The sequence below is a fragment of the Vibrio sp. OPT24 genome (assembly GCF_015163545.1).
Taxonomy (GTDB): domain Bacteria; phylum Pseudomonadota; class Gammaproteobacteria; order Enterobacterales; family Vibrionaceae; genus Vibrio; species Vibrio cyclitrophicus.
Map to the genome: position 1 here is coordinate 110,216 of NZ_JADDYI010000016.1, position 19,075 is coordinate 129,290.

Here is a 19,075-nt window from a genome sequence, read left to right on the forward strand (position 1 = left end):
GCTAACCCCTTTTGTTTTGTTCATAACCAATAAACAGCTTATAACAAACTAACTGTTCCCGAGTTAGAGCATTAAGCAGCAATTTCTTGTGTTGCCATTTGAGGTGCTTTCTTCTCACCGATAGGCAGTACTGTGCGGCCGTATTCGTTGTTGATTACTTGTGCCATTGCAAAGTAGATAGCTGAAGCGCCACAGAAAATACCTTCAAAACCAGCGATAGTGCCGATTAGTTCGCTGCCAGTGAAATCACGAGCGGCTAGCAGGAAGAACAAGATAGTTAGTGAACCGAATACTACTTGCTTCGCAACTGGGTAACATAGAGAACCGATGAACATGAAGCCTGTGAAAATACCCCATAGTAATAGGTACCAACCCATGAATGCAGCAGGGCTTGCTGGAAGGCCCATGTAAGGCATTACAATCAAACCAACCAAAGACAACCAGAATAGGCCGTAAGAAGTAAACGCAGTTGTACCGAACGTGTCACCACGTTTGAAACACATAGTGCCCACGATAACTTGGCTCAAACCACCGTAAAAAATACCCATTGCAAGAATCATAGAATCGATTGGGAAGAAACCTGCGTTGTGGATATTAAGAAGAATGGTGGTCATACCGAAACCCATTAAGCCTAGTGGCGCTGGGTTAGCTAGTTTGGTCGACATTACGAATTTACCTTATTAAAGTGGTTGATTAAAAAAAAACGATAAAAATTATCAGAAAATTTTAATCTATAAACCGTACAACTAGGTAATCCAGTTATCGAAAACTAAGATTGTACAAATGATCTTATGGAAAATAGGTTTCATAATGAACCTATTCAATTCACCGAAACTATCAATAAACAGATTCCCTATCACGTTCGTTCCTCACTGTAAGGAATGACGAGTGAGGTAAGTGTTGAGGCAATGAGACAAAGCCTGGTGCTACGTCACTCTAGAATCGAGGGACGGGATATCTGGAATCTACTCTTCGATATGAGCACTTGCGGCACACAAAAGCCCTCTGTCACGTTCGTTACTTACTGTGGGGAATGACGAGGTTTTTTTAGGTACGATAAACGAGATGGGGATGCGAAAAGAGTCTTTAGATTTGAGTAAGCGCACCCTTAATAGCAAACGTAGGCAACAGATGGCGAGCTTTTCGTTACTCGTTTACTCGCATCCCGTATCTACTCATTGGATCGTCATTCCAGAATCGAGGGACGAGATATCTGGAATCTCGCCCTCTTCTGTAATCTTAAATTACGCTTGTTGTGTTTTAGATTCAGACACTTGAGGTTGAACTTCTGAAGAAGTGTTTTTACTCGCATCGTACTTGGCTAACAGAGTCACAAGGATAAGCTGAGCAATCAGAGCTCCTAGCACAACCCATGTACTTCCCGTAAAGCCTGCCACAACAAAGCTCACCAATGCGATAGAGCCATTCATCAACGCATAAGGAAGTTGAGTCTTAAAGTGTTCAAATTGATCACACCCTGCGCCAGTTGAAGAAAGAATGGTTGTTTCAGAGATCGGTGAACAGTGATCCCCAAACAAACCTCCCGACAACACAGCACCGATTGCCACTAGTAAAGGCGCATCAATCGCAAAAGCGGTTGGAATAACCAATGGCATCATAATCGCGAAGGTTCCCCACGACGATCCCGTTGCGAATGAAATAATCGCCGACAACAAAAAAGCGACGGCAGGCACTAACCAGTAAGGAAAGCCACTTTGTGCTTGTTCTGCAATATAAGCCGCGGCGCCTAACTCTTTACCGACGGTGCTTAACGCCCATGCCAATACAAGAATGATCGCTACAGGCATCATATTTCCCATGCCCTTTAAATACACCGAAACACCATCAGACAATTTTCTTACACCGTAATAAGCCATTAGCGAGATCAAGGTAATCGCAGCAAAAAAATAAGCCGATGATAAAGCCGCTCTGAATGACGAACCTGCAACCTTTTGGAACGGGAAGCCTTGCGGAACCAACATGGTGAACAATACAACGACCATCACGAGTAGCGGTGCCCAAACAAAAGATGCTTTTGCATTTTTATGCGAGAAAGGATTCAACGACTCATTATTCGCACCAGAACAAAGACCCGCTTGGCAATCACGCTCTGCCTTTGCCATTGGTCCGAAGTCTAAACCTTTAAAAGAAACTAAAGGAACAATAAAGATCGCTAAGAAAGCGTAGAACTGAAAAGGAATCGCGCCGATGAAAGCATCCCAATCCGACATGTTGACATTCAAAGCGGTAAACTCTTTTTGAATCAACCCCATGATATAAACACCCCAGCCAATAAAAGGGATAAGAATCGCGACGGGAGAGGAGGTTGAGTCAATAATGAATGCTAGCTTCTGTCTTGAAAGTTTCAGTTTATCGAAAAGGGGACGAAAAACAGGGCCGACAATTAAAGGAGTGCCTAAGTCTGAGAAAAATATAACAATTCCACCTAACCAAGCAGACACTTGAGCTTGGCATTTATTGCTTACCCACTGAGTCACCCGCTTTGCGAATGCGACACCACCACCGGACTTTTCCATCAAAGCAACAAAACCGCCGATGAAAATCAAAAGCATAATCACACCTGCATTATAGCTATCGGTCAGTTGAGGTACCAGATAGCCTTTCACCATAGTGCCAAACGTATCAAGAGGATTAAGTTCACTAAACATACCGGTGAGCATTGCTACACCACTCAATACGCCAGCAAAAAGGCCGATCACTACATTCCTTGTCGCCAATGACAACACCAAAGTAATCACAATGGGGATGAGTGACGTGATATCTGTCTGCTCCATAGGTACACCTTAACCCTAAAATAAAAGAATAAATATAATTAAAAAATGAATATAAATTCACAATGGTCATTTGTACAGAACTTTATTTCATAACTAGTTAAATAATCCTCTTATTAACGAGAGTGCAGAGCAACCTACCTGAAACGATTTCCTTAATGAAAGAAAGTAGGAGTCATTATTCAACTCAGTGTTTGATAGTGTGGATAGTGTGGCTTCTCAACTCTCATGGTGAGAAGGCGCAATAAAAAAGCCGAAAGTCATAACTTTCGGCTTTTGAACAACACGGGTCAGCTTAGTAAGCCAACCTAAAGCAGAGGTTGATTAATAATGACAGATCACTGACAACTAATTTCATCCCAGAACCAATTCGACTGTACGGGGCTTTCCCAAACACCCGGACCGTTTTTAGCTACGAAACACTTGCCGTTATGTGTCACCTTGTCACCATTATTCACCTGGCTGACACCTGCTTGCCATGTAATAAATACCGATGGGTCAACGACGACAGGCGGCTCAAGCGGTGTTGGTTCTACCGGAACTGGATCGACTGGCGACGGGTCTGTGACGACGGGTGGTGTCGGATCTCCAGTAAGCAACTTCCAAGGGCCGCCATTGGCAGGGTCATCCCCTTGTGTCCACCATTTCGCTTCGTAAGTCGCACCATTGTGAGTCACTTGGTCACCCGCATTGTAAACCTTGGTCACACTCCAACCATTACCTCCGGGATCAGTTCCTGGGTCTACCGGATCAAGCTTGTCGACCACTTTCACTTCAGGCCAGCTCGCATGAGAACCATAAAAGTTGGTCACACACTTCTCGTAATCGCCAGCCACCAGCGCTGAATATGCCGTTTGGAATCCAACCAACTCACATTCAAATGAGTAGCCTTCTGGGCGGTCTGCGTAATATTTCCAGTTGCCATCCCAGTTGGTATACAGCACATCCGTCGCACCGTTAAGGTTCAAGCTTCCGTAAGGCGTTTGCTGCCAACATGTATTGGCTTCATCCGCTTCTACAGGGATCTCGTAGTGCGCTGCTAACCCTTCCCAATAACGAATACGGTTAACCGGTTGGCCTTTATCTTTGTTCTGCTCCCCACATTCAATACCACCATTAATCACATTGATCGTGGTACCAAACCCATAACCAATGCCCGTATCTAATTCGCGCTGAGATGGCGTCCAAGTGCGGTCGATAACGTGCAACATTGCTGGTTTAGGTGCTTGAGGAGTAAGGAAGAACCAGATAGCAGAAGCAAAGTTCAGCCAAGAATCAGCGACTAAGCCCGGATTATTCAGTAACACCGTTGCATCACCATCGAACATCACTTCAGAGAACGCACCGTAATTAAAATGGTAAGAAAGCTGCTTGGCACCTCGCCCAAAGTAACCCTGCCCCGCGGCACATGGCCAGCGAGCATTTTGCCAATCGTTCTGACCACAACCCGTAGTGTAGCCCTCTTGGCCTTCAGACCAGCCCATTTCACGAACATGTACCAACGCTTGCTGCCACTCTTCTAGCGCTAATGGGTTATCAGAGGTGTTGTCTATCGCGATGTGGCCACCCGTCTCTTGTGAGAAATGAGCAAAGGCCGTGATAATGGATTTTTTACAGATAGCGTCGGAGTCACGACCATCGGTGTACTCTCCACAGAAAGCGGGGAATTTACCAATCGCACGTAAGAAACGAGTGTAGGTGTATTCTGGTGCAGCCATCTGAGTGAGGAAGTTCCATTCAGATTGAGGGAATACACGTTCGACTCGTTTTACGTTTTCAGGATTAGAGGCTAAGCCCGGCTCTATAGCTTCAACAACACTATTGGGACGAGTTTGTAATGCCTGTGACCAGATCGCATACATAGGATCGGATGTTTTCGCTTGTTCAGCAGCTTGTAATGCCGATTTTTCAACAAGGTAACCATTCGGGTTTTGCGGATCAGGCTGGATATTCAAAGACGCATGACTTTGCGCAGCCAATGTGCAGCCGAGCACTGTCGCCAAATATTTGATTTTTAACATGATGGATTCTCTTATCTGTCCTTAATAAGTCCATCAAAGAGTATGCTTCACACGCGAAATACCATAGCCGTTGCTGTATGAATTTATAAAAATTGCGAGTGATATTTTTGATATATAGCTCATACAACAAAGCGTCTCATGGTTTCTTGAGCTGATATCTAATTTCCAACCCATTTGGTTTCTAGAGGTTAGATATGGCTCTTTAATACCCTGAATCAAAAAGAAAAAAGCCCCGAACTGAGTTCGAGGCTTAAGATCTTAATCAAAGCTGGTTAAATCTCTAAAAGATTATTCCCACTCGATAGTTGCTGGTGGCTTACCAGAAATATCGTAAACAACACGTGAAATGCCGTTAACTTCGTTGATAATACGGTTAGAAACCTTACCTAGGAAGTCGTATGGTAGGTGCGCCCAGTGAGCAGTCATAAAGTCGATAGTTTCTACAGCACGTAGAGATACAACCCAATCGTACTTACGGCCATCGCCCATTACGCCAACTGAACGTACTGGTAGGAATACCGTGAATGCTTGAGATACTTTGTGGTAAAGGTCAGCAGCGTGAAGCTCTTCAATGAAGATAGCATCAGCACGACGCAGTAAATCACAGTACTCTTTCTTCACTTCACCAAGTACACGAACACCTAGACCTGGACCCGGGAAAGGGTGACGGTAAAGCATGTTGTATGGAAGACCAAGCTCTAGGCCTATCTTACGTACTTCATCTTTAAACAGCTCACGTAGAGGCTCAACAAGGCCCATTTCCATATCATCAGGAAGGCCGCCAACGTTGTGGTGAGATTTGATTACGTGTGCTTTACCTGTCTTAGATGCTGCAGACTCGATTACGTCTGGGTAGATAGTACCCTGAGCAAGCCACTTAGCATTCTTCAGTTTCTTAGATTCTTCATCGAAGATATCTACGAATACGTGGCCGATGATCTTACGTTTCGCTTCTGGTTCAGCTTCGCCTTCCAGAGCGTTAAGGAAACGCTCTTCAGCATCTACTTTGATGATGTTTAGGCCAAACTTATTGCCGAACATCTCCATAACCTGCTCACCTTCGTTTAAACGAAGAAGGCCGTTATCTACAAATACACATGTTAGTTTGTCGCCGATAGCACGGTGAGCAAGCATCGCAACTACTGATGAATCCACACCACCAGAAAGACCAAGGATAACTTCATCGTCACCTACTTGTTCTTTAATACGTGCAACTGCATCTTCAATGATTGAAGCTGGAGTCCACAGACCTTCACAACCACATGCATTAAGAACAAAGTTCTCAAGCATTTTTAGGCCGTTCTTAGTGTGTGTTACTTCTGGGTGGAATTGTACGCCGTAGTACTTCTTATCTTCATTTGCCATTGCAGCGTATGGGCAAGTGTCTGTTTCAGCGATCTTTGTGAAATCAGCAGGGATCTCAACCACTTTGTCACCGTGGCTCATCCAAACATCTTGAGTCGTCTCAAGGTCAGCGAAAAGTGCTGATTCGCCAGTCACTTGTACAGCTGCGTAGCCAAACTCGCGTTCAGTAGACGTCGCTACTTTACCGCCAAGTTGCTCAGCCATAGTTTGCATGCCGTAGCAAATACCGAAGACAGGAACACCTGAATCAAATACGTACTGAGGTGCACGTGGAGAATTCTCTTCCGTTACACTTTCAGGGCCGCCAGATAGGATAATGCCGTCTGGATTGAATTCACGAATATCCGCTTCTTCTACGTCCCAGCTCCAAAGTTCACAGTAAACACCGATCTCACGAATACGACGAGCAACTAGCTGTGTGTATTGAGAACCGAAGTCCAGAATTAGAATACGTTGGTCATGAATATTTTTAGTCATTGTAAGTAGTCTTATTGGCTATGTGATAAAACGGAGGCGAGTTTACTCACCTCTGATTAACTCTTCAAGAAATAAAGCAAACGTTTTCGTAGGTTATCTGTAAGGCGATGTTTTGTGAGAACCACTCTCTAAACAAAACAAGCGGTAGATATAATACCAATCACAGTAAGTAATTGTTCAGGAATAGCGCAGGAAAAAAGCTTGAGAACAAGGCTGCTCTATTCGACAAAGAGTTCTGATAAGTAGTTATTCTACAATCAAAAATTCTAACGAAGTTATCGAGCTTTTTAACAAGCTAGGATGACCCGTTATTTACTACGATTGGTATATTAATGTGCCGACTAAATCAGCACATTATTCAAACGTTTGGACGTATTATTAACCTAAACGGTAGTTAGGTGCTTCTTTCGTGATTTGAACATCGTGTACGTGAGATTCTTTCATGCCCGCACCAGAGATACGAACAAACTCAGCTTTAGTACGCATATCTTCAACAGTTGCAGAACCCGTTAGGCCCATGCTTGAGCGTAAACCGCCCATCTGTTGGTGAACGATCTCTTTTAGACGACCTTTGTATGCGATACGACCTTCAATCCCTTCTGGAACAAGCTTGTCTGCAGCGTTGTCAGATTGGAAGTAACGGTCAGAAGAACCTTGAGACATAGCGCCAAGAGAACCCATACCACGGTAAGACTTGTAAGAACGACCGTTGTAAAGGATAACTTCACCCGGTGCTTCTTCAGTACCCGCGAACATTGAACCAACCATCACACAAGATGCGCCAGCAACGATCGCTTTACAGATATCACCAGAGAAGCGGATACCGCCATCTGCGATTACTGGAATACCGTATTCGTTTGCTACTTCAGCTGCGTCTGCGATTGCTGTTACTTGAGGAACACCAACACCAGTAACGATACGAGTCGTACAGATTGAACCCGGGCCGATACCCACTTTAACTGCACTTACACCAGCTTCGATAAGAGCACGAGCGCCAGCGCCAGTTGCTACGTTACCACCGATGATTTGTAGATCAGGGTAGGCAGCACGAGTTTCGCGGATACGGTTAAGTACGCCTTCAGAGTGACCGTGTGAAGAGTCGATAAGTAGAACGTCTACGCCTGCTTCAACAAGAGCAGCAACGCGCTCTTCGTTACCAGCACCAGCACCAACAGCTGCACCTACACGTAGGCTGCCGCGCTCATCTTTACAAGCGTTTGGTTTACGTTCTGCTTTGTGGAAATCTTTTGCAGTGATCATTCCAGTAAGTTGGAAGTCATCATTTACAACAAGAACTTTCTCAACACGCGCTTCGTGCATTTTCTCTTGAACTTCTTCACGAGTTGCACCTTCTTTAACAGAAGCAAGGCGAGCTTTAGGTGTCATTACTACGTCAACTTTCTTAGAAAGGTCAGTCACAAAGCGAACGTCACGGCCAGTAATAATACCAACAAGTTCGTTTGTTTCAGTAACAACAGGGAAACCAGCGAAGCCGTGTTTTTGAGTAAGAGCTACAACATCAGCGATTGTCGCGTCAGGGTTTACAGTAACAGGGTGAGAAACCACACCTGCTTCGTAAATTTTAACCTGGCGAACCATTTCAGCTTGCTGTTCAATAGACATGTTCTTATGAATGAAGCCGATTCCGCCTTCTTGTGCCAGTGCAATCGCTAGGCGAGCTTCTGTCACAGTATCCATCGATGCAGAGATCATTGGGATGTTTAGGGAAATATTCTTCGTCAGCTGAGTGCGAAGATCAGCTGTATTAGGGAGAACGGTGGAGTGTGCTGGCACTAGCAGTACGTCGTCGAATGTCAGCGCTTCTTTGGCAATTCTTAGCATTTGCAATATCTCACAATAATAGGAGTAAAAAGAAACAATCCAATCTCATCGTTTCGCCTAATGAGGGCAGCCAATTAAGGAAAATTAAACTGCATTTGGATTAGATATTGCGGACGGATTATACGGCCAACGAAATCGCTTGGCTACACATTTTTGTATTTTTAATTTGCATTTACCCCCTTGCTATGTATTATATTGCCGCTATCTTCCATACTCACGCCCTGTGAGATTCCAAGAAAGACCTTCCTTCAAGGAAAGATAGTGCTTCTATGACTAATCCAAACATCTTTACTGTTTCTCGCCTCAACTCAGAGGTTCGTCTCCTATTAGAAAACGAAATGGGGATAGTCTGGCTCGTTGGTGAAATCTCAAATTTCTCTGCACCTGTCTCCGGTCACTGGTACCTCACGCTTAAAGACTCTCGCGCTCAAGTTAAGTGCGCTATGTTTCGTGGCAATAACCGCCGTGTGACTTTTAAGCCTCAGAACGGTAATCAAGTTTTAGTCAAAGCACGTCTGTCTCTTTATGAGCCGCGTGGTGACTATCAGCTAATCATCGAAAGCATGCAGCCAGAGGGTGATGGTAAGCTTCAGCAAGAGTTTGAAAAACTTAAGATGAACCTCGCCGCAGAAGGATTATTTGCTCAATCAAGCAAGCAACCGCTTCCTGAACACCCAAAGCGCGTTGGCGTGATCACCTCAAAAACCGGTGCTGCACTGTTTGACATCCTTGATGTACTGAAAAGACGCGATCCTTCATTACCGGTTGTGGTTTACCCAACCATGGTTCAAGGCGAAGAGGCTGCAATTCAGATAGCTCAAGCGATTGGACGAGCTAACGAACGCAATGAATGTGATGTGTTGATCGTGGGTCGTGGCGGCGGTTCATTAGAAGACTTATGGTGCTTTAATAACGAGATCGTTGCTCGCACAATTGCAGCAAGCCAGATCCCGATTATCAGCGCAGTTGGCCACGAAATTGACGTCACTATAGCTGATTTCGTCGCAGATATGCGTGCACCAACACCGTCAGCAGCAGCCGAACTGGTTAGCCGTGATAACAGTCATAAAGAACAAGCTTTTGTCTCTAAACGCGCTCGCTTAGTCAGTGCAATTCGTCATGTACTAATCAAACAAGCGCAATCAACTCAAACGTTGAAATACCGCTTAGAGAAACAACACCCTAGCTACCAACTGCAAAAACAGAGTCAGCAGCTTGATGACTTAGACATGCGCTTACGTCGTGGTATGGCTCAATACCTAAAGCAGCATGCACAGCGTGTTGAACGTAAACAACATCAGCTTCAGTTGAACTCGCCAGTGAAGCGCCTTGGCGAACAGAAGTTGCATCTACAACGCTCAGAACAGAAGCTATTGGATGCGATGGATAAAACACTGCTAACCACTCGCCACCAGCTAGCCATGGCTGCAGAGAAGTTAGAGACAGTGAGCCCACTGGCAACCTTGAAGCGAGGCTACAGCATTACCCATTCAACATCGGGCAATACCGTGTCATCAATTAACGATGTCGAACCAGGTGAAGTGATCACCACTCAAGTTGAAGATGGCGTGATTGAATCACAAGTGACAACAAGAGTCGCTAAGAGCGAGCTTTAGATTCGACTCGAACGTTAAAAGCCCTTTAAAATCAGAAAGCCCTATCGATAATCGACAGGGCTTTTTTGTGTCTAATAAATTAGAAAGCGAACGGATTTAAACTCTACTCCCTATTCATGATTCACGACTCAGTCGTAGAAGGCTCCTTCATAGTCAGCATACCTTCCGTCACAATAAAGTTGATGATGAAGTCCAAACCTTGGCTCTCTTTTAGGTTGGTGAACACGTATGGTTTGGTTGGACGCATGCGCTGCGTATCTTGCTCCATCACCTCAAGTGACGCGCCAACATACGGTGCTAAATCGATTTTATTGATAACCAACAGATCAGATCGTGTAATACCTGGGCCACCTTTACGTGGGATCTTCTCCCCTTCAGCAACATCAATCACGTAGATAGTAAGGTCGGCTAACTCAGGGCTGAACGTCGCACTCAGGTTATCGCCACCACTTTCAACAAACACCACATCAAGGTTCTTATGTAGCTTAGCAAGCTCCTCTACGGCAGCTAAGTTCATCGAAGCATCTTCACGGATAGCCGTGTGCGGACAACCACCGGTTTCTACGCCAATGATGCGGTCAGGTTCGAGAGCTTCAGCACGTGTGAGTATCTTTGCATCTTCTTGGGTGTAAATGTCGTTGGTTACCACAGCAATGTTTAGCTTGTCGCGAATCGCCTTACACAACACCTCTAACAATGCTGTTTTACCAGAGCCTACCGGGCCGCCAATACCAATTCGAAGGGGTTGCTTATAACTTTCCATTGTCTACTTCCTTATATTCTTTTTACTACATCGTTCGTGCTAACCGCTACGAACGAAATAGTCTCGTGTATTGTGTTTCGTGCAGTGAACTTGCTAATGCCATTGATGGCGAAAAGCTGCCTATCATCCAATCTTCTATCGTGCGTGCTTTCTCAATGATCTCGGGAAACGTGTTGGTGATATTAATCAGTGCCAACTGACCATCGGTTTGACCTAAAGGCACTAACTTGACCCCTGCGGTAACGATGTTTTCAAGCCAGCTCCATAAATAACCCTGCTTGAGGATCTCTAAATCAATGCCCCAATGCTGAGCCGCCATACACATGCCCAACAGTTGGTTAGGATGACTATCAACAGAGTCCACCAACGAAATATCGATATCTAAACGCTTCAACAGAGTATTCAAGGCTTGTCCACGCTGTTTCTCTTCCGCTCGCAATTCACTGGTTTCACGACTTGAGTACAAATAGTTACACCAGTGCTCAATCTCATCGAGCTCACCTTTTTCTAGCGCGTGATAAAGGCGCTCTAAGATGGGCAATTCCAAAGTCGCGACACTGGAACTGACGATGGTATTGAGCCACTGTTCCATGCTGTTGCGATCGGTCACCCACCCCGCTTCTACAGCAAGCTCTAGCCCTTGCGAATAAGTGAAACCACCAATCGGCAACGATGGACTGATCAATTGAAAGAGACGATAAATAGCGATATTTTCTGTTTTGGTCATACTCTTGCTCTCTGCCTTCTAGAATCAAAAAGTTCGAGAGCTTACGCGCCTAAAATCAATAGTGCGCTTGCTGAAGCCACGCCAACCGACAGCCATTTAGAGTAAACCGCACGGCCAACCAAAGTGCCGATAACCATTAATGCCAAAGCACTGATGCCCATGCCTGCTGCAAACTGAGTCAGATTACTTGCCGCCTCAACACCGTGTGCGTAACCATGGAAAAACAACATACCAATCGAAGCCGCTAATACACTGTTTACACGCTTAGTTGATGGTGAGAATACGTGCCATAAACATAAACTAACTACAAACAGAGAAGCGATGATCGCTGGTTCAACAATCACAGAGAAACCCAAGGCTTGGCCTGCGATAAGACCAAGCATTAACGATACTAATCCACCACCAATCAAAGCTGCTTTGATCTTGGTTGAAAATGACAGTGCGCCAATTAATAGACCAAAAGCGATCAGCATGATCAGGTGATCCATGCCTGTCACAGGGTGAGTTAAGCCAGACATAAATGAGTGAGACTCATGAACCGAGTGAGATCCATGACCTGGATGAGCCAATGCCAATGTCGATGTTGTTAGAGAAGCTATTGTGAAAGTACATAAGCCTGCAGCTGTTTTAAAGTTCATCGCGAGTTCCTTGCGTTTATAGTTATTAATATCGTGGTTGTATCTATAAATGGGTGAGTCTCAAATGACTCGATTAATGATGGTGGTGATGACCACCCGAGCGACCGCCATAAGCGCCGCCTTCAGGTTCAAACGGTTGTGTCTCGGTGGTCACTTTAGCGCCTAAGCCTTCAACCATTTCATCCAAAACATGGTCGTGTTGATAACGAACCCAGCCAGCTTCCACTTGCAACGGAACATGTCGATTGCCAAGGTGGTAAGCCACTCGCGTTAGTAGGAGCAGATCTTCACAGTAAACAGTCGAAACGGTTTCAGGTGCCGCTTTCACTTCCACGACCAAGCCACATTCACTTGAGAGTTGTTCACCGCCACGCAAGATATGACCTCGTGGTAGAAACAGCCCTGCATTGCGCCCGTCATCGAGTGTGACTTTAAGACGACTCTTAATACGACTATCGATCGGTAGACTTAGAAAGCCATCAGGAGTCGTGTTTAACTCCTCTTGAATATGAGTTAGTTCAATCATGCTATTACCTCAATCTCCTTGTGAGATTTATAACGTTCAAAATAAGAGCCCTCAGCCAAGAGCTAAAACACGAGCTTCAGCTAAAGGTCTAAGATAAGAGCCTTCAGCCGAGCTATTAAAATAGAAAATATCTTTGAGCCATTGGCAGTTCTTCAGCAGGTTCACACGTAAGCAGCTCGCCATCAGCGCGCACTTGATAAGTCTGAGAGTCGACCTCAATCTTCGGCATCCAATCGTTAAGCTTCATGTCAGCTTTACTGATGTTTCGGCAGTTGCTCACTACGCCAATCAAACTCTGCAGCCCCAACTGCTTATCGATGTTCTGCGCCTTGGCTTCCTTGGAAACAAACAACATCGATGTGTTCTGACACGCCTTGCCATAGCTACCAAACATAGAGCGATAGTGAACTGGCTGAGGGGTTGGGATAGAAGCATTGGGATCACCCATTGGTGCCATGGCGATCATGCCGCCTTTCAAAATCACGCTTGGTTTCACACCAAAGAAAGCGGGCTTCCACAACACTAAGTCTGCTAATTTTCCGGCTTCGATAGAACCGATTTCATGAGACATACCATGAGTAATCGCAGGGTTGATGGTGTACTTAGCGACATAACGTCTTAGACGGAAGTTATCGCTGTAGTCTGAATCTTCTTTTAGGCTACCGCGCTGAACTTTCATCTTGTGCGCGGTTTGCCAAGTTCGAGTTATTACTTCACCCACTCGCCCCATCGCTTGAGAATCCGAAGCGATCATAGAAAACGCACCTAAATCATGAAGAATGTCTTCAGCGGCAATGGTTTCACGACGAATACGCGACTCGGCGAACGCCACATCTTCAGCAATAGACGGGGAAAGGTGGTGACATACCATCAACATGTCCAAATGCTCATCGACGGTGTTTATGGTGTAAGGTCGTGTAGGGTTAGTCGAAGAAGGCAGAACATTCGGTTCACCTGCAGCACGAATAATATCAGGAGCGTGACCACCACCCGCACCTTCGGTGTGATATGTATGAATCACGCGGTCACCGATTGCGCCAAGTGTCGATTCAACAAAACCAGATTCATTCAGAGTGTCGGTATGAATCGCAACTTGTACGTCCATCTCGTCAGCAACACTTAAGCAGGTATCGATTGAAGCGGGGGTTGTTCCCCAGTCTTCGTGCAACTTCAAACCGACTGCACCTGCTGCGACTTGTTCGCGTAGAGCTTCTGGCTGACTTGCATTGCCTTTACCTAACAAACCAAAGTTCATTGGGAATTGATCGAGTGATTCCAACATGCGGTGCATGTTCCAAGGCCCTGGCGTACATGTGGTTGCGTTAGTACCCGTATTTGGCCCAGTGCCACCGCCAATCATGGTGGTAACACCTGAAGCTAGCGCTTCTTCAATTTGTTGCGGGCAGATAAAGTGGATGTGTGAATCAATGCCACCAGCCGTCAGAATAGAGCCTTCACCGGCTAAAATTTCGGTGCCTGGGCCAATCACAATATCAACACCCGGTTGAACATCTGGGTTGCCCGCTTTACCTAATGCCTGAACTCGGCCATCTTTAATTGCGACATCGGCTTTCACGATGCCCCAGTAGTCTAATACGATGGCGTTGGTAATCACCAAATCCGGTGTCTCAGCACTTGGACGTTGGCTTTGCCCTTGTCCATCACGGATGACTTTGCCACCGCCGAATTTCACTTCGTCGCCGTAAACGGTGTAATCTTTTTCAACTTCTAACCATAAATCGGTGTCAGCAAGACGCACTCGGTCTCCAACTGTGGGCCCGAACATTTCGGCGTAAGCCTGTCTGGATATCGTCGCCATGATCAATCCTTTGTTGTTTTAATTATTTCCGTGAGGAGCTCTTAAAGCTTGCCCATCACCTTTCCTTGGAAGCCGTAAATTTCTAACTTACCGGCATAACGTACTAACTCGACGCTACGCGACTGACCCGGCTCGAATCGAGTTGCAGTGCCCGCAGGGATATTGAGCCGAAAGCCTTTAGTGGTTTCTCTATCAAAGATCAGCGAAGGATTTGCTTCATAGAAGTGGTAATGAGAGCCAATTTGAATAGGACGATCGCCAATGTTTTGAACTTTAACTGACGTTGTCTCGCGACCTTCATTTAAGGTGATGTCACCGGGAGCGGTTTCTACTTTGCCGGGAACGAAACCTGAGTATTTTTTTGTGGAACCAGCCATCTTGCTTCTCCCTACACAATAGGTTCATGAACGGTCACCAACTTGGTGCCATCAGGAAAAGTGGCTTCGACTTGTACATCAGGGATCATGGAAGGGATCCCCTCCATAACGTCATCGACAGTAAGAAGTGTGCGTCCAAAATCCATCAACTCTGAAACGGTTTTACCCTCGCGGGCACCTTCAAGAATGGCACTGCTGATCAGTGCAATAGATTCTGGATAGTTGAGTTTTAAGCCTTTTTGTTTGCGCTGCTGTGCCAGCATTCCTGCGCAGAAGATAAGTAGCTTATCTTTTTCTCTTGGTGTTAATTCCATTTAGCCGCCCGCTGTTAGTGTTGTTTTCTTAGTGCTCAAAAACGCATGAGCAGTAAGTGGGATTCAAACATAGCAAGCTTTAAAAAATGTACCGAGGGCCGGAAGTCGCCCTCGGTACAAAAAGGGCTAATCGCTAAGTCGCCCAAATCCTTGGTAAATCAGGAGTCGTACCACACAAATGAGAGCGAGTTGCTTGCCATATCTGACCAAAGGCTTGGAGGATGTCTTCACTCCAATTACCCAAGGCTCGCACCACAATCAATCCCTCTATTTGCGTCGCACCCATTATTAATGTGGGCTCATTCGGCACTTTCGATGTGACTGATTGCTGTGAAGCTTGCTGTGTAATAGATAAGAGCAAGCTCTGTACCAACTCTAAATCTTGCTTCTCATTTGACGTAAGATAAAAGGTTCCCATCATTGAGAAATCAAGTAACCCCATATTTATCATTAACTTATCGCCACCATGAAAATTAAAACCTTCAGTGAGAAGCCTTTGATTATCAAGATAGATTTCTGTTTTCCCTACAAGGTGACCATGCTCAAATCCCTCATTCTGTGCAGGTCGCCCAAAACAGTGCATCTCCCAACCCCAAAACTGTGCGCCCTTTTCTAGCCGAATTTCAGTGTCTAAACGTACGTGTGCATTAGGGAAAAAAATGTTCTCTTGCGGCATCCATTCCAAGCGCGCATCTTTCTTCACTCGCAAGGTCTGCTTCTGCTTGGCGTACTTATTATTAGAACGATAAAACTTAGTGGCACCGGGGGTGGTAATTAGCGCATGAGCGCCACTTTCTATGGTCGCTTCAATGTTGAGAGTGTCACCACCTACTACTCCGCCGGGGGGATGGAGTAAGTAGGTGTGACACGTTTCCCCATCAGGATACAAGGGGCGTTGCACCGCAAGCGGACCAGACTGCTGACGATTCTTTAAAACGGTTTTATCACCACGGTCGACAAAGTTGAGGTTTAAGCTCGCCTGCCAGCCGTCTCGAATATCTTGTTCAATGGTTTCATTCAGAGACAAAGCCTCGGTTAGAGAAGCGTCCCTTTCTTCGCTCAAAGAAAATAAAGCACTCATACGGTCAGGTACTCCTTGATCAAGGATTCATTGAGCCCTTTCATTTCTCCTTCCGCGACCTGACGTCCACGGTCAAGAATGCAGAAGCGATCACCAACCTTTCTCGCAAATGGTAGCTTTTGCTCTACAAGCAGAACCGTGAGTCCCATCTTCTCGTTAAGCATACGAATGATGTCGCCAATCTCTTGCACGATATTGGGCTGAATACCTTCTGTCGGTTCATCCAAGATCAATAGCTTAGGGTTAACCACCAACGCACGACCAATCGCGAGCTGTTGTTGCTGACCACCAGATAAGTCGCCACCACGTCGATGCAGCATCTCTTTTAATACAGGGAAGATATCGAAGATAAACTCTGGGATCTTACGGTCACCCTTGTCGCGAATCGGTAAACCGACTTCTAGATTTTCTTGCACAGTAAGCATCGGAAAGATCTGACGCCCCTGCGGCACATAACCGATTCCTTGGCGAGCACGATCTTCGGCATCGGTTTTCAAAAGCGATTCACCCGATAACGAAATGTCACCACTTTTGACTTTAACTAGCCCCATGATGCATTGCAGAAGAGTCGTTTTACCAACGCCATTGCGTCCCATCAATACCGTGCATTTGCCTTCTGGGATCTGCATGTCTAAATCCCACAATGTGTGGCTCTCACCGTAATATTGATTAACTGATTTAACCTCTAGCATCCTATTCTCCGAGATAAACTTGTTTAACTTCAGGGTGAGCTTGCACTTGATCCATGGTGCCTTCGGCCAACACGTGACCTTGATGAAGTACGGTGACATGGCTAGCGATTGAACGAACGAAATCCATATCGTGTTCAACCACGACTACAGAGTGTTTGCCTGCCAGTGAGTTAAGTAACTCCGATGTACGATCCATCTCTTGGTGAGTCATACCTGCAACGGGCTCATCCACCAGCAACAGCTTGGGGTTCTGCATCAATAACATGCCGATCTCTAACCACTGCTTTTGTCCGTGAGAGAGATTGCCAGCCAAGTTGGCGGCTTCGTCTTTTAGGTGAATAAGTTCAAGTACCGAGGTGAGCTTGTCCTTCTGCTCACCAGACATCACCGCAGTGAAAGTAGACCAAACAGAGCGGTCGCCCGCCATGGCTAATTCAAGGTTTTGCCAAACGGTTAGACATTCAATCACGGTCGGTTTTTGAAACTTACGCCCAACTCCAGCATTGGCAATTTCTGCTTCATTCATCTTCAATAAGTTAATGTTCGAGCCTAACCACACATCACCAGTATCTGGCTTTGTTTTACCCGTAATGATATCCATCATAGTGGTTTTACCCGCGCCATTAGGACCGATGATGCAGCGCAGTTCGCCTTCTTTGATATAAAGATTGAGGTCGTTGATCGCTTGGAAACCATCGAAGTTTTTGTTAACGCCTTCCACGTACAACAACACGTTATGACGGGTATCGATGGCAGGATGAACATCAGGCTTGAGGTAATCAAAGACTTCGTCTCGGCGAGTGAAGGCTTGAACCGATTCCTTAACGTTACTAAATGTGGTCATACGATCACCTCCTTGTTTTCTGACTGATCATCCTTATCTGATTTTCCTTGTCCCTTGCCTCGTGAACCCGACGCCTTACGCAGTTGTTGCCATTTCTCGCTAACAAAGCCAATCACACCTTGTGGGAAGTACATGGTTGAAAGTACAAATAGACCACCTAGGGCGAATAACCACACCTCTGGGAATTCAACCGTAAACCAACTCTTGGCGTAGTTGATGATCAGGGCACCAACGATGGCACCAAACAGAGTGGCACGACCACCCAAGGCAACCCAAACCACTATCTCAATCGAGTTAAGCGGAGCAAACTCTCCCGGGTTGATGATACCGACTTGAGGCACATATAAAGCACCAGCAATACCCGCGATAACCGCAGATAGAACGAAGACCCACAGCTTGATACCATCGACGTCGTAACCCATGAATCGAGTGCGAGATTCAGTATCACGAATCGCTAAAGCCACTCGCCCTAATCGACTGGTCACCACCATGCGACACGCGATGTAGCTGAGGATTAGCGCAATACCAGTCGCAACAAACAGACCTATCTTGACTGCATCACTTTGCAAGCTCAGACCGATGATGTCTTTAAAGTCCGTCAATCCATTGTTACCACCAAAGCCCATTTCGTTGCGGAAAAACGCCAGCATCAATGCGTAAGTTAACGCTTGAGTCATGATAGAAAGATACACCCCTGACACTCGAGAACGGAAAGCTAAATAACCGAACAAATAAGCCAATGCGCCCGGTACCAACACCACCATTAGGCAGGCGAACCAGAACTGATCAAAGCCCTGCCAGAACCATGGCAACGCCGACCAATCAAGAAACACCATGAAGTCAGGTAGGATTGGGTCGCCATATACCCCACGGTCACCAATCTGGCGCATTAAGTACATGCCCATCGCATAGCCACCAAGCGCAAAGAAAGCGCCATGGCCTAGACTCAAGATTCCGAGGTAGCCCCACACAAGATCGAGCGCCAACGCCAACATTGCGTAACTCAGGTATTTGCCCATTAATGAGATTGTAAAAGTCTCAACATGAAGCGGGTGTCCACTTGGCAACATGGTGTTAGCCAGCGGAATAAGAATGACGGCCGCAAGAATGGCAAGGATGGTCAGTTGACCACCTTTGTCACCACGCATCGCCGAAAGTACAAATGATTTAGACTGCATGAT

The 19,075-nt window shown here is 45.9% G+C and carries 17 protein-coding genes; 1 reads left to right on the forward strand and 16 read right to left on the reverse strand.

From position 1 onward, the window contains the following. Positions 1-71 precede the first annotated feature (71 nt). The 5 genes from IQO02_RS05295 to guaB form a co-directional block, all read right to left on the reverse strand. Positions 72-665 (reverse strand): acetate uptake transporter, encoded by a 594-nt coding sequence (locus tag IQO02_RS05295; RefSeq protein WP_010440610.1) that lies wholly within the window; start codon positions 663-665, stop codon positions 72-74. A 579-nt stretch (positions 666-1,244) separates the two neighbouring features. Beyond that, a complete protein-coding gene (locus IQO02_RS05300) occupies positions 1,245-2,795 on the reverse strand; it encodes a Na+/H+ antiporter NhaC family protein (protein ID WP_010440609.1) in 1,551 nt (516 codons plus the stop codon). Between the two features lie 335 nt (positions 2,796-3,130). Continuing rightward, the gene (locus IQO02_RS05305; protein ID WP_193838511.1) at positions 3,131-4,813 is read right to left on the reverse strand and encodes a chitinase; all 1,683 of its coding nucleotides are present in this window, start codon (positions 4,811-4,813) and stop codon (positions 3,131-3,133) included. 288 nt (positions 4,814-5,101) lie between these two features. After that, positions 5,102-6,655 carry a glutamine-hydrolyzing GMP synthase gene (guaA, locus tag IQO02_RS05310; protein ID WP_010440596.1) on the reverse strand — a complete coding sequence of 518 codons (1,554 nt, stop codon included), beginning with the start codon at positions 6,653-6,655 and terminating at the stop codon, positions 5,102-5,104. A gap of 378 nt (positions 6,656-7,033) precedes the next feature. Next, positions 7,034-8,497 (reverse strand): IMP dehydrogenase, encoded by a 1,464-nt coding sequence (gene guaB, locus IQO02_RS05315; RefSeq protein WP_010440594.1) that lies wholly within the window; start codon positions 8,495-8,497, stop codon positions 7,034-7,036. A gap of 269 nt (positions 8,498-8,766) precedes the next feature. Here guaB and xseA point away from each other — a divergent pair, with 269 nt between their 5' ends. Beyond that, on the forward strand, positions 8,767-10,113 hold the full coding sequence (xseA, locus tag IQO02_RS05320; protein WP_010440592.1) for an exodeoxyribonuclease VII large subunit: 1,347 nt from the start codon (positions 8,767-8,769) through the stop codon (positions 10,111-10,113). A 121-nt stretch (positions 10,114-10,234) separates the two neighbouring features. Here the strand turns inward: xseA and ureG are convergent, their stop codons facing one another. From ureG to urtC, 11 genes are all read right to left on the reverse strand, one after another. Next, positions 10,235-10,876, reverse strand: a complete 642-nt coding sequence (ureG, locus tag IQO02_RS05325) for an urease accessory protein UreG (protein WP_004735125.1) — start codon at positions 10,874-10,876, stop codon at positions 10,235-10,237. 46 nt (positions 10,877-10,922) lie between these two features. After that, positions 10,923-11,603, reverse strand: a complete 681-nt coding sequence (locus tag IQO02_RS05330; protein WP_010440589.1) for an urease accessory protein UreF — start codon at positions 11,601-11,603, stop codon at positions 10,923-10,925. 41 nt (positions 11,604-11,644) lie between these two features. After that, positions 11,645-12,241, reverse strand: coding sequence for a HupE/UreJ family protein (locus tag IQO02_RS05335; RefSeq protein WP_010440587.1), 597 nt, complete (start codon positions 12,239-12,241; stop codon positions 11,645-11,647). Positions 12,242-12,314: 73 nt separating this feature from the next. Beyond that, a complete protein-coding gene (gene ureE / locus IQO02_RS05340) occupies positions 12,315-12,767 on the reverse strand; it encodes an urease accessory protein UreE (protein ID WP_016767144.1) in 453 nt (150 codons plus the stop codon). A gap of 115 nt (positions 12,768-12,882) precedes the next feature. Then, the gene (ureC, locus tag IQO02_RS05345; RefSeq protein ID WP_010440581.1) at positions 12,883-14,586 is read right to left on the reverse strand and encodes an urease subunit alpha; all 1,704 of its coding nucleotides are present in this window, start codon (positions 14,584-14,586) and stop codon (positions 12,883-12,885) included. A gap of 41 nt (positions 14,587-14,627) precedes the next feature. Next, on the reverse strand, positions 14,628-14,963 hold the full coding sequence (locus IQO02_RS05350; protein WP_010440579.1) for an urease subunit beta: 336 nt from the start codon (positions 14,961-14,963) through the stop codon (positions 14,628-14,630). 11 nt (positions 14,964-14,974) lie between these two features. Next, positions 14,975-15,277, reverse strand: coding sequence for an urease subunit gamma (gene ureA, locus IQO02_RS05355; RefSeq protein ID WP_004735119.1), 303 nt, complete (start codon positions 15,275-15,277; stop codon positions 14,975-14,977). Between the two features lie 133 nt (positions 15,278-15,410). Next, positions 15,411-16,358: an urease accessory protein UreD gene (locus tag IQO02_RS05360; protein WP_010440575.1), complete on the reverse strand. Its 948-nt coding sequence runs from the start codon at positions 16,356-16,358 to the stop codon at positions 15,411-15,413. Further along, entirely contained in the window at positions 16,355-17,050 is a 696-nt protein-coding gene (gene urtE, locus IQO02_RS05365) for an urea ABC transporter ATP-binding subunit UrtE (RefSeq protein ID WP_010440573.1), read from the reverse strand. The genes IQO02_RS05360 and urtE overlap by 4 nt, the downstream gene beginning before the upstream one ends. 1 nt (position 17,051) lies before the next feature. Next, positions 17,052-17,894 carry an urea ABC transporter ATP-binding protein UrtD gene (urtD, locus tag IQO02_RS05370; RefSeq protein WP_016767142.1) on the reverse strand — a complete coding sequence of 281 codons (843 nt, stop codon included), beginning with the start codon at positions 17,892-17,894 and terminating at the stop codon, positions 17,052-17,054. Then, complete coding sequence (gene urtC / locus IQO02_RS05375) at positions 17,891-19,072, reverse strand: urea ABC transporter permease subunit UrtC (RefSeq protein WP_016767140.1); 1,182 nt, start codon at positions 19,070-19,072, stop codon at positions 17,891-17,893. Before urtC ends, urtD begins: the two co-directional genes overlap by 4 nt. Positions 19,073-19,075 lie beyond the last annotated feature (3 nt).